This window comes from uncultured Mailhella sp. (assembly GCF_963931295.1).
Classification (GTDB): domain Bacteria; phylum Desulfobacterota; class Desulfovibrionia; order Desulfovibrionales; family Desulfovibrionaceae; genus Mailhella.
This window is the reverse complement of record NZ_OZ007001.1, coordinates 1196631-1217905: the sequence shown is the minus strand read 5'-3', so window position 1 is coordinate 1217905 and position 21275 is coordinate 1196631. Positions and strand designations below refer to the sequence as shown.

The 21275-nt window shown below is 62.6% G+C and carries 18 protein-coding genes and 1 tRNA gene; 9 read left to right on the top strand and 10 right to left on the bottom strand.

Annotation, left to right across the window (positions count from 1 at the left end; all coding sequences use genetic code 11):
* Positions 1-239: 239 nt before the first annotated feature.
* The 4 genes from ABGT79_RS04920 to ABGT79_RS04905 are packed head-to-tail and all read right to left on the bottom strand — an operon-like array spanning position 240 to position 5398.
* Positions 240-1349, bottom strand: a complete 1110-nt coding sequence (locus ABGT79_RS04920; RefSeq protein WP_346665260.1) for an ABC transporter permease — start codon at positions 1347-1349, stop codon at positions 240-242.
* Positions 1350-1351: 2 nt separating this feature from the next.
* A complete protein-coding gene (locus ABGT79_RS04915) occupies positions 1352-2479 on the bottom strand; it encodes an ABC transporter permease (RefSeq protein WP_346665259.1) in 1128 nt (375 codons plus the stop codon).
* Positions 2476-4404 carry an ATP-binding cassette domain-containing protein gene (locus tag ABGT79_RS04910; protein ID WP_346665258.1) on the bottom strand — a complete coding sequence of 643 codons (1929 nt, stop codon included), beginning with the start codon at positions 4402-4404 and terminating at the stop codon, positions 2476-2478. Before ABGT79_RS04910 ends, ABGT79_RS04915 begins: the two co-directional genes overlap by 4 nt.
* Positions 4394-5398, bottom strand: coding sequence for an efflux RND transporter periplasmic adaptor subunit (locus ABGT79_RS04905; protein ID WP_346665257.1), 1005 nt, complete (start codon positions 5396-5398; stop codon positions 4394-4396). The genes ABGT79_RS04910 and ABGT79_RS04905 overlap by 11 nt, the downstream gene beginning before the upstream one ends.
* Positions 5399-5535: 137 nt before the next feature.
* Between ABGT79_RS04905 and ABGT79_RS04900 the strand changes: the two genes are divergently transcribed.
* Positions 5536-6216, top strand: a complete 681-nt coding sequence (locus ABGT79_RS04900; RefSeq protein ID WP_346665256.1) for a TetR family transcriptional regulator — start codon at positions 5536-5538, stop codon at positions 6214-6216.
* A gap of 246 nt (positions 6217-6462) precedes the next feature.
* Here the strand turns inward: ABGT79_RS04900 and ABGT79_RS04895 are convergent, their stop codons facing one another.
* From ABGT79_RS04895 to ABGT79_RS04875, 5 genes are all read right to left on the bottom strand, one after another.
* Positions 6463-6960, bottom strand: coding sequence for a periplasmic heavy metal sensor (locus ABGT79_RS04895; RefSeq protein ID WP_346665255.1), 498 nt, complete (start codon positions 6958-6960; stop codon positions 6463-6465).
* 433 nt (positions 6961-7393) lie between these two features.
* Positions 7394-8278 carry a DMT family transporter gene (locus tag ABGT79_RS04890; protein WP_346665254.1) on the bottom strand — a complete coding sequence of 295 codons (885 nt, stop codon included), beginning with the start codon at positions 8276-8278 and terminating at the stop codon, positions 7394-7396.
* Positions 8279-8742: 464 nt separating this feature from the next.
* Complete coding sequence (uvrC, locus tag ABGT79_RS04885; protein ID WP_346665253.1) at positions 8743-10833, bottom strand: excinuclease ABC subunit UvrC; 2091 nt, start codon at positions 10831-10833, stop codon at positions 8743-8745.
* 8 nt (positions 10834-10841) lie between these two features.
* Positions 10842-12260, bottom strand: a complete 1419-nt coding sequence (purF, locus tag ABGT79_RS04880; RefSeq protein WP_346665252.1) for an amidophosphoribosyltransferase — start codon at positions 12258-12260, stop codon at positions 10842-10844.
* Between the two features lie 60 nt (positions 12261-12320).
* On the bottom strand, positions 12321-13052 hold the full coding sequence (locus ABGT79_RS04875) for an NYN domain-containing protein (protein ID WP_346665251.1): 732 nt from the start codon (positions 13050-13052) through the stop codon (positions 12321-12323).
* A gap of 464 nt (positions 13053-13516) precedes the next feature.
* Between ABGT79_RS04875 and dut the strand changes: the two genes are divergently transcribed.
* The 5 genes from dut (at position 13517) to gdhA (ending at position 17477) form a co-directional block, all read left to right on the top strand.
* Entirely contained in the window at positions 13517-13975 is a 459-nt protein-coding gene (dut, locus tag ABGT79_RS04870; RefSeq protein ID WP_294483811.1) for a dUTP diphosphatase, read from the top strand.
* Positions 13976-13997: 22 nt separating this feature from the next.
* The gene (locus ABGT79_RS04865; protein WP_346665250.1) at positions 13998-14582 is read left to right on the top strand and encodes an HD domain-containing protein; all 585 of its coding nucleotides are present in this window, start codon (positions 13998-14000) and stop codon (positions 14580-14582) included.
* 9 nt (positions 14583-14591) lie between these two features.
* Positions 14592-15503 carry a D-alanine--D-alanine ligase gene (locus tag ABGT79_RS04860; protein ID WP_346666653.1) on the top strand — a complete coding sequence of 304 codons (912 nt, stop codon included), beginning with the start codon at positions 14592-14594 and terminating at the stop codon, positions 15501-15503.
* 133 nt (positions 15504-15636) lie between these two features.
* Complete coding sequence (locus ABGT79_RS04855; RefSeq protein WP_346665249.1) at positions 15637-15891, top strand: hypothetical protein; 255 nt, start codon at positions 15637-15639, stop codon at positions 15889-15891.
* A 227-nt stretch (positions 15892-16118) separates the two neighbouring features.
* Complete coding sequence (gene gdhA, locus ABGT79_RS04850; protein ID WP_346665248.1) at positions 16119-17477, top strand: NADP-specific glutamate dehydrogenase; 1359 nt, start codon at positions 16119-16121, stop codon at positions 17475-17477.
* A gap of 427 nt (positions 17478-17904) precedes the next feature.
* On the opposite strand, the gene ABGT79_RS04845 is transcribed toward gdhA, so the two are convergent.
* The gene (locus tag ABGT79_RS04845; protein WP_346665247.1) at positions 17905-18438 is read right to left on the bottom strand and encodes a hypothetical protein; all 534 of its coding nucleotides are present in this window, start codon (positions 18436-18438) and stop codon (positions 17905-17907) included.
* Between the two features lie 325 nt (positions 18439-18763).
* Here ABGT79_RS04845 and ABGT79_RS04840 point away from each other — a divergent pair, with 325 nt between their 5' ends.
* From ABGT79_RS04840 to ABGT79_RS04830, 3 genes are all read left to right on the top strand, one after another.
* Positions 18764-19357, top strand: a complete 594-nt coding sequence (locus ABGT79_RS04840; protein ID WP_294483801.1) for an IMP cyclohydrolase — start codon at positions 18764-18766, stop codon at positions 19355-19357.
* Between the two features lie 188 nt (positions 19358-19545).
* Positions 19546-21117, top strand: a complete 1572-nt coding sequence (hflX, locus tag ABGT79_RS04835; RefSeq protein WP_346666652.1) for a GTPase HflX — start codon at positions 19546-19548, stop codon at positions 21115-21117.
* 18 nt (positions 21118-21135) lie between these two features.
* Positions 21136-21212, top strand: a tRNA-Glu gene (locus ABGT79_RS04830).
* The last annotated feature ends 63 nt before the right edge of the window (positions 21213-21275 follow it).

The following is a 21275-nucleotide window of genomic DNA, read 5'->3' as shown; positions in this document are numbered from 1 at the left end:
AGCGCAGAAGCGCTGTTCGTGAGGGAAAACGTTCACAAACAGGCCGTAACTTTCAGGGGCGCACGAACCGGATGTCTGAAGGACAGAGCAGGCCGGGCTTGCTGAGCGGAATTACGCATGTGTGGAGCTGCACACGAGTATGGAGCGCGGTCGTTTCGGCCGCGCTTTTTCATGCTCCGGGCATTTTGGAGAGCGATCGCTTTTTCCGTCTCAGCGTTTGCGGACTCTGTTTTTTTGCCTCAGCTCAGCCGGTTTCGGAACAGCCAGCCCGCGAGCGGAAGCGTGACGGCGGCCACGGCCAGCATGGGCACGAAGTTTTGCGCAACGTCGGCCAGCGTGGAGCCTTCGAGATAGATGCTCCGCACGCACACGAGGGCGAAGCGCAGCGGATTGGCGCAGGTGGCGATCTGCAGGGCTTTTGGCATGGCGCTCACGGGAGTGGCCAGACCGGAGAGCAGGATCATGGGCAGGAGCGTGACGAAGCAGTACACGAGCGCCTGCTGCATGCTCAGGGAAATGGCGGACACGCACAGACCGAGTCCGGCGCAGCTCAGGGTGAACACGCCGAGGGCGACAAAGAGATCGACGTAGCTTCCCGCAAAGGGAATGTGAAACCAGAGCACGCAGATAACGAGGATGAACGCGGCCTGGGCGAGTCCCACCACGATGGGCGGAATGGCCTTGCCGATGAGGATTTCCCACGGCGAAAGCGGCGTGACCAGCATTTGATCGAAGGTTCCCTGTTCCCGTTCTCTGGCCACGGAAAGGGCGGCGAGCAGCATGATCTGAATGATGCTCAGCGAGGCCAGCATGCCGGGCATGATGTTCCAGCGCGTTTCGAGCTGCGGATTGAACCATGCCCGCATGACGATGGACACGGGGGATTTGATGCCGCGGGCGGCGTTCCAGCCTTCCACAATCTGGGCAAGGTAGCCCTGCGCGATGGAGGCCGTGGTGGAATTGCGGCCGTCGAGAATGACCTGAATGTCGGCACTCTGGCCGGAGAGAAGTTTGTCGGCAAAGTCGCTGCCTATCTGCACGGCGAGCAGCGCCTTGCCGTCGTAGATCCATTTTTCGGCCTCGGCCGTGCTGTCGAGCGTGGCCTGACGGGAGAATTTTTCCGAACCGTCGAGGCGGGCGATGAGGTCGCGGGAGAGGGGGGAGCGGCTCTGATCGCACACGACGTAGGGCACGAAGTTGAGGTCGTAGGTGGCCGCGTAGCCGAAGATGAACGACTGGATGACCACGGGCACGATGAGCACCAGCCGGTTGGCCGGATCCTTGAGAATGATGAGCAGCTCTTTGATGCAGAGGCTGCGGAGTCTTCGGAGCAGGAGAAGAAAGCGCATGGCTAGTCCAGATTTTTGCGGGTGAAGCGCACGGCGACTCCCATGAAGAGCACGGCGTAGAAGAGCAGGGCCGCACAGTCGCGCAGGAGAATGGAGGCGTTGTTTCCGGCGAGGAACAGGGTTTTCAGAATTTCCATGTAGTAGGTGGCGGGCAGAATATTGCCCACCACGCGGGCCACGAGGGGCACGCTGCGCAGATCGAAGAGAAAGCCCGAAAGAATGATGGCGGGCAGAAAGCTCACCACGAGCGCAATCTGACAGGAAAGAAACTGACTGCGCGTCACGGAGGAGATGGCCAGTCCCATGCCGAGCGCCACGATGAGATACAGCGAGGAGCAGAGCAGAAACAGGATCATGCTTCCGCGCATGGGCACGGAAAACAGCCAGCGCGCGGCCGCAAGGCAGAGCAGAAGTCCGGCCATGCCGAGCAGGAAGTAGGGAATGATCTTGGAGAGCAGAATTTCCGCGCGGCCCACGGGCGAGACGAACAGGGCTTCCAGCGTGCCGCGTTCCCATTCTCTGGCCATGATGAGCGCCGTGAGAAACGCGCCCACCAGAGTCATGATGATGACGATGAGCCCCGGCACCAGGTACCAGGTGCTGTCGGCGGCCTCGTTGAACCACATGCGGCTCTGCACCGAGGCGACGCCCGCAAGCTGCGGGGCGCTTTTTCCCTGCCGGTCGAGACTCATCTGCGTGTGCAGGGAGAGCAGCGCGGAGACGTACTGACCGATGAGCGTGGCCGTGGTGGAATCCACGCCGTGCAGAATGAGCTGCACCTCGGCGTCCCCCCGGGCGAAGCGGCTGTCGAAGTCGCTGCCGGTGCGTATGATGGCGTCCACCTCGCGTTTTTTGAGCATGACTTCCGCCTCGTGCATGGAGGCGGCGTAGCGGGGCGAAAAATAGGCCGAGCCGTTGAGTCCGGCGAGCACGTCGCGCGCAAGCGGCGTGGATTTTTCCATGACCACGGCCACGGGCGCGTTCTTCACGTCCAGAGAAAGGCCGTAGCCGAAAATCAGAATCAGGATGATGGGCAGCGCGATGCCTATCATGATGCTGCTCGGATCTCTGGATATCTGCCTGATTTCCTTGATGGTAAGCGCCTTCAGGCGGCGGAGGAATCCGTTCATGAGCCCTCCTTTGCGGCGCGTTCGGCCCGCGAGCGCTCCACGATGTGAATGAAGGCTTCTTCCATGGTGGGGGAGTTGCCGCCCTGCGCGCGCACTTCGTCCGGCGTGCCGAGGGCGAGCACCCGTCCGGCGTCCTGAATGAGCATGCGGTCGCAGTATTCGGCTTCCTCCATGAAGTGCGTGGTGATGATGATGGTGGTGCCTTCGTCCGACAGCGTGGTGATGCGCCGCCAGAACACGCGGCGTGCCAGCGGATCAATGCCGCTCGTGGGTTCGTCAAGAAAAAGGATTTCCGGCTTGTGCAGCATGCCCACGGCCATGGAAAGACGCTGCTTGAAGCCGCCCGGCATGGCGCCGCTCAAATCGTGTTCGTGCCCGGCAAGGTCGAATTCTTCCAGCACTTCGCGGATGCGCCTGCGCAGGGCAAAGGGGCCGAGCCCGTACACGCCGCCGAAGAAGCGCAGGTTTTCCAGCACGGAAAGATTGCCGTACAGGGAAAATTTCTGGGAAACGTAGCCCACGCGGGTGCGGGCGTGCGCGGCGGCTTTGCGCAGATTTTCTCCGGCCACGCGCAGATAGCCGCTGGTGGCGGGCAGCAGACCGCAGAGCATGCGGAAGGTGGTGGTTTTGCCCGCGCCGTTGGGCCCGAGCAGGCCGAACACCTCCCCGCGCCGCACGGAAAAGGACGTGCTGGCCACGGCGGTGAAGTCGCCGAATTTGCGCACCAGGTCGCGCACTTCAATGACGGGTTCGTCGTCGCCTGCCGGAGTGTTCGGCGAAGAGGCGTCGACGGGGGAAGCCGTTGCCCCGGAAGAGAGCGACGTTGACCCGACGCCCTGTCGGTCTGCTCCGGCATCCGGTTCAGGTGTTCCGGAGCCTGTGCCGACGGCAGCGTCGGAAGAAGCGTCGGGCGCGGGGTTGTCCCTGTGCCGGAGAAGAAACATGAAGCTGTCTTCGAGGCGGGGAGCGACGGGGCGGCAGTCTTCGGGCCGAAGGCGAAGCACGCCTTCGGAAGGGGCAAGCAGCGCTTCCGGAATGCCGTTTTTGCCGCATTCGGGCGAGAGCACGAAGCGCACGCGGCTGCCTTCGGGCACGGCGTCCATGACGAGCGAGGGCTGATCGAGCAGCCAGGCCTGAAGTCGGCGCGCCTTCACGCCGTGCGGAACGTCGGAGGCGAAGCAGAGCCCGGCGGTCAGTCGGCGCAGTTCTTCCGGCGTGCCCTGAGCCAGCAGCCTGCCTTCGTGCAGAACCACCACGTGATCGCAGCGCTCGGCCTCGTCCATGTAGGCCGTGCTCACGATGACGGAGAGCCTCTCCTCCTTCACCATGCCGGCAATGATGGCCCACAGCTCCCGCCGGGAAAGCGGATCCACGCCCACGGAAGGTTCGTCGAGCAGCAGCAGCTCCGGCGAGCGCACCAGCGTGCAGGCCAGGGCCAGCTTCTGCTTCATGCCGCCGGAGAGCTTGCCCGCGGGACGCGCCGTGAAGCGGGCAAGATCGGTCATGTCCAGCAGGCGGCAAAAGCGCGTTTTCCGCGTCTCGGCGGACACGCCGTGCAGGTCGGCGTAGAGATTCAGGTTTTCCATCACGCTCAGGTCTTCGTACAGACCGAACTTCTGCGGCATGTAGCTGATGCGGCTCTGAATGTCCGCACTCTGCCTTGCGGCGTCGCGACCGAGCACGGCGAGAGTGCCGCTCGAAGGCGCAAGCAGGCCGCATATCATGCGCAGAAAGGTGGTCTTGCCCGCACCGTCCGGCCCCACGAAGGCCGTCATGGCTCCGGCGGGCACGTCCAGATCGAGCGAGGCAAGCGCGGTGACGGTCGCGTTCTTTCCCGCAAACGTCTTGCCGAGCGCGCGGGCGCTGACCACGATTCCGTCGCCGGGCGTGCGCTGAGAAAGGCGTGTTCCGTCGTCAGTCGTCATGGCGGACTCCCGCCGCGTCTTCATGAACGACAACGCTCACGGGCATGCCGAGACGAAGACGGTCGCCGGCATCGTCGGCCACGATGCGCACTTCGTAGAGCAGCGAGGTGCGCAGGTCTTCGGTCTGCACGCTTTTAGGCGTGAATTCCGCCGTGGGCGAAATGTAGCCCACCCGACCGGGCACGGCTTCGGGGAAGGAGTCGGTGAGGATGTCGGCCTTCATGCCCTGACGGATGCGGCCGAGCTGCGGCTCCGTCACGTAGGCGCGCACCCACTTGGGCGAGGTGAGGGAAAGCAGAAATACGGGCGTGGCCGAAGAGGCCATGTCGCCGGGCTCCAGCAGGCGGGAGCTGACCACCGCCTCCGTGGGCGAGAAGAGCTCGCCGAGTTCGATGTTGTGCTGCATGACGGCGAGCGCCGCTCGGGCGGAGGAGAGCTGCGCCGCAGCCATGGCGATGTCTTCGTCGCGGTAGCCCTCGCGCAGAAGCGCGAGGGCGTGGGCCGCCTCGTCGCGCTGCCCCTGCGCCACGCGAAGCGAGGTCTGTGCGTTTTCCCGCTCCTGTGCGCTCACGGAATTGCCGCGGCGCAGGCTGGCCATGCGCGCGTCGTTGCGCTTTGCCTGTTCAAGAGACGCCTCGGCCGTGCGCAGCGCGGCTTCCGCCCGGGCGATTTCCTCCGGCCGGTTGCCGTTCTTCATCTTGAGCAGATTCTGTTCCTGAGCCGCAATGTCCGCGCGCAGCTTGTCCGCTTCGAGCTTCAGGCCGGTGACGTCCACCCGGGCGAGCAGCTGACCGCGCGTCACGCGGTCGCCTTCCTCGGCAAAAAGTTCCGTGACGCGTCCGCCCTGTTCAAAGGCCAGCGACACCTGACGGATGTCCACATTGCCGTAGAGCTTCAGCGTGTCCGGCGATTCGTCGGAGGGCAAAAAACGCCAGAACAGCCAGCCGCCGACAAGGATCGCCATCGCGGCAAGAATGAGGATAATCTTTTTCATTTCAGCCCTCTTTCGTGTTCAGGGCAGGAAAGTTTTCTCTGTTTTCAGGGTAGAAACCTTGCGTGAAAAAGTCAAATATAAAGTTCAATTTCATGTTTGAATTTGACGTTTGAAATATTTTGCCGTACCGTTTTTTCATGGAACATGAGCAGGCATACGCATACGTTCCGCGCAGGCGGAGCGCGCCGCGCAGAGACGGTCTTTCCACCCGGGGGGTGGTGCTTGAGGCTGCGGGGCGCGTGTTTGCCGAGCTCGGCTACGCCAGGGCGACCACCCGGGAAATCTGCCAAAGGGCCGGGGTCAACGGCGCGGCGGTCAATTACTATTTCGGCGGCAAGGAAGCGCTGTACGAAGAGGTGCTGGTGGAAGCGCATCGGCAGCTCGTCAGTCTGGAGGAGCTCAACGCCGTCATGGATTCCGGCGCCGATTCGGAAGCCAAGCTGCGCGCCTTTCTTGAACTTTTTGTGCGTGCCGCGCTGAAGGCTCCAGAACTTTGGGGGCTTCCCGTGCTTTTGCGCGAGGTGGCTTCGCCGTCGTCGCATCTGCCTGCGCCTCTGGTGGAGAGCGTGCTGCCCAGGCTGAGTGTGGTGCGCAGCCTCGTGTGCGAGATCACGGGCTTTGAGCCCGGTTCGGAACAGGCCGGGCACGCTTCGGCCATGCTGCTTTTTCCGTGCATGTTTCTTGTGCTTTTTCCCGAAAAGATACAGTCGATTTTGCTGCCGCGCTTCATGGAGACGCCGGAGAGCGTGGTGGAGAGCATGACCCGTTACGCGCTGGGCGGCCTGAACGCGCTCAAGGAACAGCGTCGGAACGGTTGACGTGCCTCAATCAGGGCCCGCAGCGTGTTTTTCGGACGCGCGCCGGAAAGGCTTCGGGGCGGCGTTTTGTCGTGGGAGAAAAAATTTTTGCGGATGAAGAGTGCCGCAGCGCGGATATTCATTTAAAGGAAAGGCCGACGGACAGGGGGAATGTCCGTCGGCCTTTTTTCTCAGGAGTGCGGCGTTGATGCAGGGAAACGGCGGGGAAGGCGATCCGCGAGGAGGAGGCGGATTCCCCGCACGGGGCTAGCGCAGGCAGTCGCCGCGACCCATGCCGTGACCGTAGCCGTCGTGACCGTAACCGCGGTGTCCGTAGCCCATGCCGTAGCCGTCGTGACGACCGTAGCCCATGCCGTTGCGCGGGCAGGGGAGTCCGGCCTTGACGAGCTTGGCGGAGAAGTCGTCGTTCACGGTGCGGATCTGCGTTCTGAGCTTGGTGATGTCGGCCGTGAGCTGACGGATTTCGTCGGGGCTGGCGTTGGGATTGCCGGACAGGGCATTCAGGGTCATGTATTTTTCTCTGAGGCTGTCGCGCAGGGGAGTGACGGCCTTGTAGTGTTCTTCATGGAATTTGTCGAGCTGGGCCTTCTGATCGGCGGTGAGCTGGGTCTGGGCCGGACAGTCGGCGAGGGCCGGGCAGTCGCGGTATCTTCCGTGGAAGTCGGGACGGGCCATGGCGGCGGCGGGAAGGCTGGCGGCAAAGATAACGGCGGCGAGAGAAGCGGCGATGGTCTTTCTGGTCATGATGTGTTCCTTTTGAAGAGAATGTGAAGAGAAGTTGTTGTCGGCATGTGGTCCACAAGTTCAGTGTATAGGGAACGCATTGTTTTTTGTCACGTTTCAAACTGTTTCGCGAAATATTGCCGTCAGGAAAGATGACGGCGTTCTTGCCGATGAAGGTGCAGAAGGCTGTGATGCATTGCGCCGCAGGGCTTTTGCATGACGTTGCATGCTCCTGACGCCGTTCGGAGGGCGTTTGCTGTGCGGTTCAGGAGCGGAAAGGCGCGTTCGTTGTCTGCCGATGGCGCTCGCAACGGACGAAAAAAGGGGCCGCCGGACGCGCTTTGGGGCGTTATGTTGCAGAAAGGGGAGGATGCGGCTCGCCTTTTGCAAGATTTGGAAAGAAAGGCCGGGGCGGGATATTGCTGTGACGCTGAACCGCCGGGGAAAGCGGGAGTCAGGCGCGTCCGGGACGCAGACGTGCGAGAAGCTGCGGGCCTGCCATGACGAGAAGCACCGCAACGCAGATGACGGCCACGCCGGCGAACACGCCCGGAGTGGCGGGTTCGTCGAAGACGAAGATGCCCACGGTGACGGCGGTGAGCGGCTCCATGACGCCGAGTATGGACGCCATGGTGGAGCCGATGCGCTGTATGGCTAGCACGAGTGTGAGGTTGGAAATGGCCGCGGTGACCACGGCGAGGAGCACGGCGAGGCAGAGTTCCTGCCAGGAATGCAGCCACTGGAAGGTGCCGGAAGCCAGCGCGTTGGCGAGGGAGGCCAGCATGCCGAAGAAGAGCACCCAGAAGGTGATGCTGAGGCCTGAAATGCTGCGGATGCGGGCAACGTGCAGGCCGCAGATGTACACGGCGTTGCACAGCGCGGAAACGAGGAGCAGAACGATGCCCTTGGGACTGACGGAGCCTTCGCCTTCGCCGCCGCTCAGGAGAAAGACGCCGAGAATGGCGAGCAGCACGGAACACGCCGTGATGAGGGAAGGCTTTTCGTGAAAGAAGAGGATCATGATGATCATGACCATGAGCGGATAGAGAAACTGGAGCGTGGAAGCCACGCCGCTCGGCAGGTAGTGAAAGCCCTGGAACATGAGCAGGGCGGCGAGGGCGTACATGATGCTGAACACGGCCAGACGAGCAAGTTCGCGCGGCGGGGCGGCGAGGCGGGCGTGCCGGAGCACGGGAATGGGGAAAAGCGCCAGCGCGCCGAAGAGGAAGCGGTAGAAGAGCACGCATTCGGCCGACATGCCGTCGCGCAAAAGGGGCAGGCTGAAGAGCGGAATGAGACCGAAGGCGGCGGAAGAAATAAGAGCGAGCAGAAATCCCATGGGGCCTCCGTGTCGGACGTTGAAAACCGCGGCCGGCGTTCCGCGGGAAGGGGATCGGAAAGCGGCGGCGCGCCGGAGAGGATGCGGCGCATCGAAGCGCGACTCATGCTCAGCTCTAGAAAGATAGCGCCGTTCTGTCAACAGGGGCGGCGTTTTTTGTGCGGAAGAGCGCCGGAGCAGAGATGCCTGCGCAGGCGCGCGGCGATCGCGCAGGGCGTGGCGCGCCGTGTTTCCGGTTCGGGCCGTGGGGTCTGCCGTTTTATCGGAGTCTGGGCCGGCCGCGCTTTCTGCGATGCAGTGCGCAGGGGCGACCGGGCGTCATGCGCGCGGCAAAAGCGTCTTGTCTGCGCTGCCGGAGGCAGGGGGGAGTCGAGGGGGGGGAGGGGATGCAGCGAAGAGTCCGGCGCGTCGTTTGCCGGAGCGGCGTCGGAGAAAGGAGGCCCGGGCGCGATGTTCCCCCGGATCTACAGCTTTTGCAGCGCGCTTCGGATGGCTTCGGCCTTCTTTTTCCCTATGCCGGGCAGTTCCATGAGTCTGGCTTCGGTGGCGGCCTTCATGTCGGCCACGGAATCGAAGTGCTCCCACAGCAGGCGCGCCGTTTCCCTGCCGATGCCGGGCAGCTGCTGAAGCTCGCCGCTGAAGGCCTGCCGGGCGCGGGCCTGCCGATGCCGCCCGATGGAAAAGTCGTGCGCCGCGTCGCGCACCACCTGGAGAAAGAGCAGTTCGGGGCAGCCTTCCCGGAGCTGCAGGGGATTGCTGCGGCCGGGCACGAAGATGCGGTCGGCCACGTTGCCCGCGCGGCGGTCGGCGTGACCGCGTTCGTCCCTGGCCTTGGCGATGCCTGCCAGCAGGAAGGGCAGACGGCCGTCCTCTTCCGCAAGCTCGTCGCTGAGAATCTTGTACACGGCGGCCAGCTGCCCGCGTCCGCCGTCGATGAGCAGAAGATCGGGCCAGGGCTCGCCGTGTTCCAGACGCTTTTTCGCCCACATGGAGAGCGCGGCGTAGTCGTCGCCTCCGGCTCCCTCGATGTTCCATACCCGGTAGTCGTCCTTGAGCGGACGCCCGTCTTCGTACACGACCGCGCCCACCTTGGTGGCTTCGCCGCCGGTGTGGGACACGTCGGCGCATTCCACGCGCACGACGGGCCTGTCGAAGCGGAAGGCCGCGGCGAGCTTGTCCGCCAGGGAGTCGTCCTTGCGGTTTTTGGCGGATTCGCGCGCGTTGCTGCGGGCCATGTCCAGAAGATGCCGTTCCTCTTCGTTCCTCGGCACGGCAAGACGCACCGGGCCGCCGCGAAGTTCGGCGAGGACGTCTTCCATGGTCTGGCGGCCGTTTTCCTCGTCTTCGTCGGGCACGGGCGCGGCGTTTTCTCTGTCCTGTTCCGCAAGCAGGGCGGCGGCCTGTTCAATGAGGCCGGGCGCGCGCTTCGGCTCGGCCTCGTTCTGCGCGGGCGCGGCGAGCGTGTCTTCGCCGCAGAAGCAGGGCGTGACCCCGCCGCCTGCAAGAAATGGAGAGCCCATGTTCGCCGAGGCGTGGGGAGCCACAAGCGCGCTCTGGGAATCCACGGTGAGAGCCGAACCCGACGGGCCTTCCTCCCACGGCAGATACGGCAGAATGATGCGCGGAGGAATGGAGCGCCCGGCCTGATAGAACTGCACAAGAAAGCTCCACAGAAGTTCCGAGGCGTCTTCCAGACCGAGGCCCGGCCAGAAGAAGGCGCTGCGGTCCTGCACGAGGCCGTGCCGCACGAACACGATGCCGAGCGCCAGGCCGTCGGGCAGGCTCACCAGACCGAGCACGTCCATGTCGCCGCCGCTCTGGAGCACGATGGCCTGCTTTTCGATGGTCTTTTCGATGGCGCGTATCTGATCGCGCAGGGAGGCCGCGCGTTCAAAGTCCAGATCGTCGGAGGCCTTTTCCATGGCGCTGCGCAGCATGTCGACGAGTTCCGTGGACTTGCCGGAGAGCAGCAGCGTCACGCGGCGGGTCATGTCGGCGTAGGCTTCGGCGGAAATTTCTCCGGTGCAGGGAGCCGCGCACAGATGGATGTGATGGTAGAGACAGGGCGTTTCCCTGTTCTTCATGGCCCTGTCGGAACAGCGGCGCAGGGGAAAGATGCGATGAATGGTCTTCCAGGTTTCTCTGGCGGCGAGTCCCGAGGTGAACGGGCCGAAATAGCGCGCGCCGTCGCGCCGCTTCATGCGCCGCACGATTTCCAGCCGCGGAAAGGGATCCTTTTCCGAGAGCCGGAACATGACGTACTGCTTGTCGTCGCGCAGGCAGATGTTGTAGTGCGGGCGATGCTTCTTGATGAGGCTGGCTTCGAGCAGAAGGGCCTCTTTTTCCGTGGTGGTGGTGAGAAATTCGATGCCCGCCGCGCGGCCGATCATGGCTGCGGTCTTGGCCGTGAGCTGATCGGCGGGGCGGAAGTAGGAGAGCACGCGCCTGCGCAGATTGCGGGCCTTGCCCACATAAATGATGCGGCCCCCGGCGTCCTTGTAAATATAGACGCCGGGAGTCGCGGGAATGGCGGAAGGGGCGGGACGCTCCATCATGGGATGTCTCAGCCCTGGAAGCGCACGTCGCCCTTGCGATGGTATTCGAGGGCCATTTTGTCCTGTACTTCGGGCAGGGCGGTGGGATAGTTGCCGGTGAAGCAGGCCGTGCAGTACTGCTCGGGATGCGACACGGAAGCGAGCAGACCTTCAAGCGAGAGATAGTGCAGGGAATCGAGACCCAGCATTTCCGCGATCTGGTCCGGGGTGTACTTGGTGGCGATGAGATCGTTGGGCGAGGGGAAGTCGATGCCGTAGAAGCAGGGGTACTTGATGGGCGGGCTGCTCACGCGAAAATGCACGGCCTTGGCGCCGAGCTCGCGCAGCTTGGCCACGCGGGTGCGGATGGTGGTGCCGCGCACGATGGAGTCGTCCACCACGTAGAGGCTTCTGTTCTCGATCATGGAGCGCACGGGATTGATCTTCACGCGCACGCTGAACTGCCGCATGCTCTGGGAGGGCTGAATGAAGGTGCGGCCCACGTAGTGGTTGCGGATGAGGGCGTGTTCGTAGGGCACGCCGGCTTCCTGCGCCACGCCGAGGGAGGCGTAGATGCCCGAGTCCGGGAAGGGAATGACGCATTCGGCGTCGGCCATGGATTCGCGGATGAGGTTGCGGCCCATGCACTTGCGGCACTGATAGGCGTCTTCGCCGAAGAGGCGGGAGTCGGGGCGCGCGAAATAGACGAGTTCAAAGATGCACTGGCGAACGGGAATGTCGTCGTCGCGCAGGCGCACGCTGCGGTATTCCAGCGCGCCGGGCTCCACGACGATCATTTCGCCGGGCTGCACTTCGCGCACGTATTCGGCTTCGAGCAGGTCGAAGGCGCAGCTTTCGGAGGCGAACACCCAGGAGTCGCCCATTTTGGCCATGCTGAGCGGGTGGAAGCCGTGCGGATCGCGTATGGCGTAAATGCGGCCTTCGCTGAGAAGCAGTAGACTGTAGGCGCCTTCCACGCGGCTGCACGCCTTGATGATGGCCTGTTCGAGCGAGCCGCAGGAAAGGGCCCGGGCGATGAGGTGCACGAAGATTTCGCTGTCGATGGTGGTCTGGAAGATGCAGCCGTCGTTTTCGAGTTCGCGGCGCAGGGCGGCGGCGTTGGTGAGGTTGCCGTTGTGGACGAGGGCAAGCTGAATGCCGTTTCTCACGCGCACGAGCAGCGGCTGGGCGTTGCGCAGCTGCGGCTTGCCCGTGGTGGAATAGCGCACGTGGCCGATGGCCGTTTCGCCGGTGAGATGCCGCAGGTCTTCTTCGCGGAACACTTCGGGCACGAGTCCCATGCCCACGTGCAGATGGCAGGCGCCTTCCTTTTCGTCCCACGAAGCAATGCCCGCGCTTTCCTGACCGCGATGCTGCAGGGCATACAGACCGAAGTAGGTGAGCCGGGCGGCGTCTTCATGACCTATGATGCCGAAAATACCGCACATATACTTCTCCTTGAAGTAAGCAGAACGGCCTGTCCGTCATCCGGGCAGGCCGCAGTGTTTCTATTCTTCCCCTTCAGGGCTTTCGTGCTGTTCCTGGTCGGGGCAGGGGTTGTATTCCTTGGGATCGTCGAAAATATGTATGCCGTGCGGGTAGTTGGAGTGCTGCGGACGGGGCAGTTTGTTGCACACGTAGTCCACGTGTTCGCGCAGATCTTCGGCGGCGCGGGTCCACAGAGGATCGAGCACGACCTTGATTCCTTCTTCGCGCGCCAGCTTCACGGCGGGCACGTAATCGGCGTCGTTGGCCACGATGACGAGACGATCCGTCTGATGCTTGTAGGCAAGAGCGGCGATGTCGAGGCCGAGGAGCATGTCCACGCCCTTCTGACGGATGTCGGGATAGATGTCGCCGGCCTGAATGTCGTTCACGCTGATTTCGCCGGCCATGAGTTCGCCGAGACGGTTGGCGTCGAGCTGCCACTGTCCGGCCTGCCAGGCGGAACGGCCGAGGCGCAGCGTGATTTCCGGCGTGACGCGCAGCGACTGCAGAAACTGCTGCTTGCGGGCGATGAGCGGAGTCTGGGAAAAATCGACGGGGCCGCTCAGCGGATGTTCTCCCTTGCCGGTGAAGGGAAGAGCGTCGTAAAAGAGAATGCGGCCTACGGTTTCGCCGGGGGTGACGTGCGACAGGCAGTGGCGGCGGATGCCCTGACCGTCGAAATAAAAAGCCTTCAGCGAAATGATGCGTTTGCGCATGAATTCGCCGTCAACGACAAATGTTACGCGAGACATTCTAACAACCTTTTTTTGCCGGGGCGTCCCCGATTGTGGATTTAGGATGAGCCATGGACGTTTTACCTGGATTCCGCAGGTCGCGGAAACGGCGAAAAATGGACGATAGTGGCAGTGGAGGCTTATGTCAAGAATACAATAACCTGGGATGTTTTGCAAAGCGTGGGCGGAGCGTTCGCGCTGCGGGCTTTCGGGCCTCGGCGGGGCGCGTTTCAAAGCGCTTGCGCCGCCTCTTCGGCGAGCGGAACGCGGGGAGATCTTGTTTGCGCCGTCCTGGCCTGCGCGGCAGAACGCCTGCGGCAAAGACGCCGAGCACGCGCTTTTGCAGTGCAGGAAAAGTCGCTTTCCGGCGCTTGCTCCCCGGGCGGCTTCGGGCTATTCTCGTTGCTCCCGTGCGGATGGCGTCGTTTTCGCGTCGGGCGAAGAGAGACGCGCCGCGCATGCCGACAGGAGAGGTTCCGGCTATGGCCGAAGTTCATGTCTGTTATCTCAGAGACGCCGCCCGCGTGTACGGCGACGGGCTCTGCTACGCCACGCCCGAGGCCGCGGGCATGGATCTGCGCGCCTGCTTCGACGAGGAGGAAATCGTCGTGAATCCGGGCGAGCGGGCGTCGGTGCCTTCCGGGCTGTGCGTGGAGCCGCGCGTTCCGGGCGTGGCGGGATTCGTGTATTCCCGCAGCGGACTCGGCGCGGTGAAGGGGCTGGTCGTGGCGCAGGGCGTCGGCGTCATCGACGCCGACTACCGGGGCGAAATCGTGGTGTGGCTGCTCAACACGTCGGGAAAGCCCGTCGTGGTCAAGAGGGGCGAGCGCGTGGCGCAGCTCGTGTTTCAGCCGGTGTGCCGCCTTGAGCCCCGCGCGGTGGACGCGCTTTCCGAAACGACGCGCGGAAGCGGAGGCTTCGGTCATACCGGCCGGGTCTGATTTTTACGTTCGAGGTGATTTCATGCTGCCTGCTCTTGAATTTCCCGCGGATCCCTCATGGATGGTGCCCGACGAGGCGCAATGCGCTCTCTTGTGGGACAAGTACGACATGATGCCGCATATCCGCGATCACTGCCGCGCGGTGGCCGGCGTGGCGACGGAAATCGTCCGCCGGGCCGAGGAGCGCGGCATCATACCTGCGGGGCGCGCTCTCAGCGTTCCGCTGGCGCGGGCCGCGGCGCTGCTGCACGATCTGGCCAAAAGTTACTCCATCCGGCACGGGGGCAGTCACGCGCAGCTCGGCGCGGCGTGGGTGCGCGAGGAAACGGGCAATCCGCTCATCGCGCAGGCCGTGCTCTTTCACGTGGAATGGCCCTGGAGCGGCACCTCGATGGACGATGTGCGCGACCCCATGCGTCTGCCCGTGATCGTGGCCTACGCCGACAAGCGCGTGCGTCACTCCGAGGTGGTGACCATCAAGGAACGATTCGACGATCTTCTTGTCCGCTACGGCATCAGCGCCGACAAGGTGGACAACATCGCCGCCAACTATGCTCATGTACAGGCCGTGGAGCGGGCCATATTTGAAAGGGTGGGTATCCTTTAAATGGACAAGATGCGTATTCTTCTCGTTGCGGGCGGCTGGTCCACGGAACGCGAGATTTCTCTGAAGGGAGCGGCTTCCATTGCCGAGGCGCTGTCGGCGCGGGGGCACGAGGTGACGCTGTTCGATCTTTCCGACGGCTTCGAGAAGCTGCTGGAACTTGCGGCAGCGCACGACGCGGCCTTCCTGAACCTTCACGGCCAGCCCGGCGAGGACGGCCTCGTGCAGGCGCTGCTCGAGCGCGCGGGATGCCCCTATCAGGGCAGCGGCCCGGCCGGCTCCTTCTTGGCGCTGAACAAGGCGGCGGGCAAGGCGCTGTTTGTGCGCGCTGGCATACGCACGCCCGATTATGAATTTCTGCCCGTGCGCCCCGCTGCGGGATGGAAGACGTCGCTGCCTTTCCCGCTGTTCGTCAAGTCGAACACGGGCGGCTCCAGCATCGACCTGTTCCGCGTGAACGACGAGGCGGAACTGAACCGCGCCCTGGACACGCTCTTTGCCGGACATCAGGAAGTGCTCATCGAAACGCTCATTCCCGGTCAGGAAGTGACCTGCGGCGTGGTGGGACGTCCCGGCGAGGAAAAGGCGCTTGCGCCCGTGCTCATCGTGCCCAAGCGGGAATTTTTCGATTTTCACGACAAGTACGCGGCCGACGGCGCCGCCGAAATCTGCCCCGCGCCCCTCGCGCCGGAACTGACGGCCCGGGTGCAGGAAGCGGCGATTGCCGCGCATCGCTGCCTTGGTCTTTCCGGTTACAGCCGCACCGACTTCCGCCTCACGGACGAGGGCGAACTGTTTGCGCTTGAAGTGAACACCCTGCCGGGCATGACGAGCGCCAGCCTTGTTCCCAAGGAAGCGGCGGCCGCGGGCATCGACTTCGGCGAGCTTCTGGAAACGCTTCTGAGCTACGCCGTCAGGAACTGATTTTTCGCCGACAGACGAGGATCAGCATCCCCCTGTTTCTCCAAAAAGAGACGGGGGGATGTTTTTTTATGCGCCGAGGCCCGGGCACGGCTCGTTCCCGGAGACGCGAAGGAAGCTGCTCCGCATCGGGAACATGGTCGAAAATCGTTGCGTCGCAGCAGTTTTGCGTTGCGGAAGGTCGTATGTTTCCGAAAATCGGGAACGCGGAGGAAAAGCGTTTCTGCATGTGGACTGCAATGCCTCTGCAGCAGGAGCCTTTTTTGCTTTCTGCCGTGTGCATCGCAACAAATTTGAAACAGAAGGGCGTAAGATCGTCATTTTCCGGACAAAAAGAACAAAAATGTTACAACACAACATATTGAAAATATTACAAAAAATAAAAACATAATTATACATAAATGTTAAATTCAATAATATCATATAATTATATATAAAATAAAATTTCTTTTTTGTCACAAAAAGAGGTTGATTCCCGGAGAAAATAGCGCTACTCGATAGTCGTCAACGCCGGGAAATGTCCGGTTTTTACAAAAATGTACTAATTCAGGTTCGGCAAAAGGGCATTGCCTGTCCCGGAAGCCATCCCTTTTTCAGCTTTTCAAGGAGCAGCGAGTCATGGGCAACAGTTATGTGCAGAGCGTTGTGGAAAACGTGCGCGCCAAGAATCCTCATCAGCCGGAATTCCTGCAGGCCGTGGAAGAAGTGCTCTTCTCCATGCAGCCTCTTTTCGACCGTGAATCCAAGTACCAGGAAAACGCCATTCTTGAGCGCATCGTGGTTCCCGAACGTCTCGTGGAATTCCGCGTGGCCTGGACCGACGACAAGGGCCGCATTCAGGTGAACAACGGCTACCGCGTGCAGTTCAACTCCGCCATCGGACCGTACAAGGGCGGTCTGCGCTTCCATCCCAGCGTGAACCAGAGCATTCTGAAGTTCCTCGGCTTTGAACAGATTTTCAAGAACAGCCTTACCGGTCTCGCCATCGGCGGCGGCAAGGGCGGTTCCGACTTTGATCCCAAGGGCAAGTCCGACGCCGAAGTCATGCGTTTCTGCCAGGCCTTCATGACGGAACTCGTCCGCTACATCGGCGCGTTCAGCGACGTTCCCGCCGGCGACATCGGCGTGGGCGGCCGCGAAATCGGCTATCTTTTCGGTCAGTACAAGCGCCTGACCAGCCGCTTTGAAGGCGTGCTCACCGGCAAGGGCCTCAAGTGGGGCGGCTCGCTCGCCCGTACCGAAGCCACCGGCTTCGGCAACGTGTACTTCGCCGAAAACATGCTGAAGGCCGTGGGCAAGGAAATCGAAGGCAAGACCGCTGCCGTGTCCGGTTCCGGCAACGTGGCCATCTACACCGTCAAGAAGCTGTATCAGCTCGGCGCGAAGCCTCTTACCGTGTCCGACTCCCGCGGCAGCATCTATCAGCCTTCCGGCATCAACCTTGAAGTGCTCCAGCAGGTCAAGGAACACGAACGCGCTTCCCTCACCCGCTACGCCGAACTCTGCAAGGACGCCACCTACATTCCCGTGGCCGACTACGCCGCCGGCGAGCATCCCGTGTGGAACGTGGGCGCGGACCTCGCCTTCCCGAGCGCCACGCAGAACGAAGTCACCCTTGCCGACGCGAAGAATCTGCTTTCCAAGGGCTGCATCCTGGTGAGCGAAGGCGCGAACATGCCTTCCACCCTGGACGCCACGGCCGAATTCCAGAAGGCGGGCATCTGCTACGGCCCGGCCAAGTGCGCCAACGCCGGCGGCGTGGCCACCAGCCAGCTGGAAATGGAACAGAACGCGGGCATGACTTCCTGGACCTTCGAGGAAGTGGACAACAAGCTCAAGGGCATCATGGCCGGCATCTTCAAGGCCGCGCATGACACCGCCGAAGAATTCGGCCAGCCCGGCAACTACGTGATGGGCGGCAACATTGCGGGCTTCCGCAAGGTGGCCGACAGCATGATCGAACAGGGCGTCATGTAGTTTTTCGCCCTTCGGCACATAAATAAATGAACGCGCCGCCTTCCGATTTCGGGAGGCGGCGTTTTTCATGCCCGGCTTGAAGTCGGAGGACTGCCGCGCTTTTCCGGCGGAGCGGCGTATTTTTTCGACGGCGGCAGCAACGCGCTGCGGGGCGCGGGAATTGGCGGCATCATGTCTGCCCGCGTGCGGCACTCGTGCGGGGATTTGCGGGATTGCGCCGCGGCGGCCCCGAGGAACCGCCAAGTGCTGCGCACGCGAGGGGCTTCGGGAGTTTTCAGCGCAGGCAAACCGAAGCGGACGCCGCTCCGGGTCTTTCCCGTTCCAGCGGAGGCCGATGCCTTCTCGTTCGCGTGACCTGACCGGGGCGCTTTTCAGAGCGTCGCGGAATGTTTCTGTGTTCTGCTGTTATCGTGAGCCTGCCCTGCGCTTATCCGAGGGCGTTCAAGGGCTTTTGCAGGCTGAACCAGAACAGAAACGCCTTGTTCCATTCGGCAAACGAAGGCACGGTTTCGTCCTGCGGCGCGCCGGGAGGCAGGGCGTTGCCGTTCAGGTCAAGTTCGTTGTTGGCGAGTTCCTGAACCCAGCCGTGAAAGCAGTCCAGACGGCGGCGGAAGTCCGCATCGCCGGCAAGAGCGTTCAGCTCGGCTTCAAAGGCGTCGGTGCCGGGGCGGATGCCCGTCTTTTCCCCCAGCCAGTCGAAAATGATGTCGCGGGAATGTTCCATGGAAATCTTCTGACCCTGCATGGCGTCGAGTATCTCCGCAAGCGCGGGCTCTTCTTCATGGGAACGCTCGGCAAATTCGGCGGGTACCACAAGCAGGGCGTCCAGCGATTCCACGCGCATTTCCCGCTCCGGGGAGGCCTGCATGGGCTCGTCTTCCGCGTCTTCCAGAAAATAGAAGCGGAGCCAGTGCTCGTAGCGCATGGCTTCAAGAAAAAGATCGGCAAAGGAATCCGTCATGGCTGTTCTCCTTGATGAAGTTCCCGGCGGGAACAGTATGTTTTCCAAGGCGCGGGGCAAGTTGTCAAGCGTATACTTCGCAAACGCCTTTGCCTCCGCAACCGGGACGCGTTGAGCGGGGGGAGAGACGGGCGGCGCGGTTGCAAGGCATGCACAGCATCGGCAGAGGGCGGCGTTGTACCGGAACAGTAAAGCTCCGTGAAGGGGCGGATCGGATCTGCAAAGGCAGGCGGAAAGCGGCCGGGCATCCGGCCTCCGCAGAGCCGGAGCTTGCCATTTGCGGCCTCCTTTGGCACTATAACAGGACTTCATAAAGGGGGTTACGATGGATTTTCTTCCCATCAGGCGCGCTCTTCTGAGCGTGACGCACAAGGACGGTCTCGCGGAATTCGCCGCATTTCTCCACAAGAAGGGCGTTGAGCTGGTTTCCACCGGCGGCACCATGAAATTTTTGAAGGATCAGGGCCTTCCCGTGATCGCCGTGAGCGAAGTCACCGGCTTCCCGGAAATCCTGAACGGCCGCGTCAAAACCCTGAATCCGCGCATTCACGGCGGCATTCTGGCCAACAAGGACGTGCCCGAACACATGAAGACCCTGGAAGAGCTCGACATCAAGCCCTTTGATCTGGTGGTTGTGAACCTCTACGACTTCAAGTCCGCGCTGGAAAAGCATCTTGATCCCGCCGCCATGGTGGAGGAAATCGACATCGGCGGCCCCTGCCTGCTGCGCGCTTCCTCCAAGAACTTCAACAGCATTCTCGTGCTTTCCGATCCTTCCTACTACGCCGAGGCCATGGAAGAAATCGAAAAGGGCGGCGTGAGCCTCGAATTCCGTCGCCGCATGGCGGCCGCCACCTTCCGCACCACCTCCAACTACGACGACATGATCGCCACCTGGATGGCCGGAGGCGTAAAATAGCCGCCCGGGTTGAAGGCAACACCGCCGGTCTCAAGCCCAGCGAGCTGAAGGCTCTCAACAGGCTGGGGCAGCGCCGCTATTCTCCGCAGGGGGGCTACAGCTCCGAACAGGCGAGAGAACTGGCGGCGCTCTCGCGCCTGCTTTCCCGTCAGATAGGCCTCGCGCTGGACAGGCAGGGCCGGGTGAACATGGTCATTGTGGGGGACGCTTCGTCCATTCTCATTCCCGCGCTTCCCCATGTGCGCACGGGCGCGGGTCGTTTGCGCGGCCTGCGCCTTCTGCATACGCATCTTGTTCCCGAGGGCCTCTCGCACGAAGACCTCATGGATCTTCTTTTCCTGCGTCTGGACTCCGTGAGCGTGCTCACCGTGGACGAGTGGGGGCAGCCCGGCATGTTCCAGAGCGCGCACCTCATGCCGCCCGCGCCCGGTCAGGAGGATTCCGGCTACGCGGTGGGCGACATGCAGCCCTGGGATCGCGTGGACACCGACTTCACGCTTCAGGCGGAAAGTCTGGAAGAGGAGTTCGGCCGCGTCATCGACGACGCCGTGAGCACCGGCGAGGAAGAGGCCGGGGAAAGGGCCGTGCTGGTTTCGGTGTCGCTGGAGCCGCGGGCCGTGCAGGAACGGCATCTGGCCGAATTGGCCGAGCTGGCCCGCACCGCCGGCGTGAAGGTGACCGGCACCATGATTCAGCGCGTGGCGGCCATACATCCGCGTCACATTCTCGGCCGCGCCAAGCTGGCGGAACTGGAAGTGCTCGCGCTTCAGGGGCAGGCGTCGCTCGTCATTTTCGACGGGGAACTCAGCCCTGCGCAGCTCAACAGCCTTTCGGAGCTGACGGAGCGCCGGGTCATGGACAGAACGCAGCTCATTCTCGATATTTTTGCCCGTCACGCCGTGACACGCGCAGGCAAGCTGCAGGTGGAGATGGCGCAGCTGCAGTATTCGCTGCCGCGTCTTGCCGGACGGCATCGTTCGCTCGACAGACTTGCCGGCGGCATTTTCGGCAACAAGGGCCGCGGCGAAACCAAGCTGGAACTGGAACGACGCCGCATCCGTGAGCGCATTACGCGCATCCGCAAGGATCTTGAGGAACTGCGCCGTCAGCGCTTCCACACGCGGGCGCGACGGGCGCGTCAGGGGCTGCCTCTGGCGGCGCTTGTGGGCTACACCAACGCTGGCAAGTCCACGCTGCTCAACGCGCTCACCCGGGCCGACGTGCTTGCCGAAAACAAGCTGTTCGCCACGCTGGACCCCACCACCCGCCGCCTGCGATTTCCCAGGGAACGGGAACTCGTGCTGGCCGACACGGTGGGCTTCATCCGTTCGCTGCCCCGCGAGCTCACCGAAGCATTCCGCGCCACGCTGGAAGAGCTGGAGGCGGCCGATCTGCTCATTCACGTGGTGGATGCCTCCCATCCCGAGCGGGATCAGCAGATGGAGTCCGTGGAACGCATTCTGGCGGAAATGGAACTGCAGACCGTTCCGCGCATCACGCTGCTCAACAAGTGGGACGCCGTGCCGGTGAGCGAACGCGTGCCGCTCTTGCTCGACAGGCCGGACGCCATACCCGTGTCGGCGCTTGAGGGCACGGGACTGGAAAAGGCCGCCGCGGCCATTGAACGACGCATGTTCGACGAAGGCGCGTGGCAGCGGCGCGATCCGCAGACGTGGGAGGAATTTGAAAAACGGGGCAAGGCAAGAAAAAAGCGCGTTGAGGAAGAAAAAAAGCTTGACGACACCGAGCCTTTTCGATAACTAACACCAACGCAGCACGTCCCCATCGTCTAGCCGGCCCAGGACAGCGGCCTTTCACGCCGTCAACGGCGGTTCAAATCCGCCTGGGGACGCCAAAAATTTCAATAGGCTACAGCAGCTCAGTTTTTGGGTTACAAAAATTGGGTTACAATTTTTCC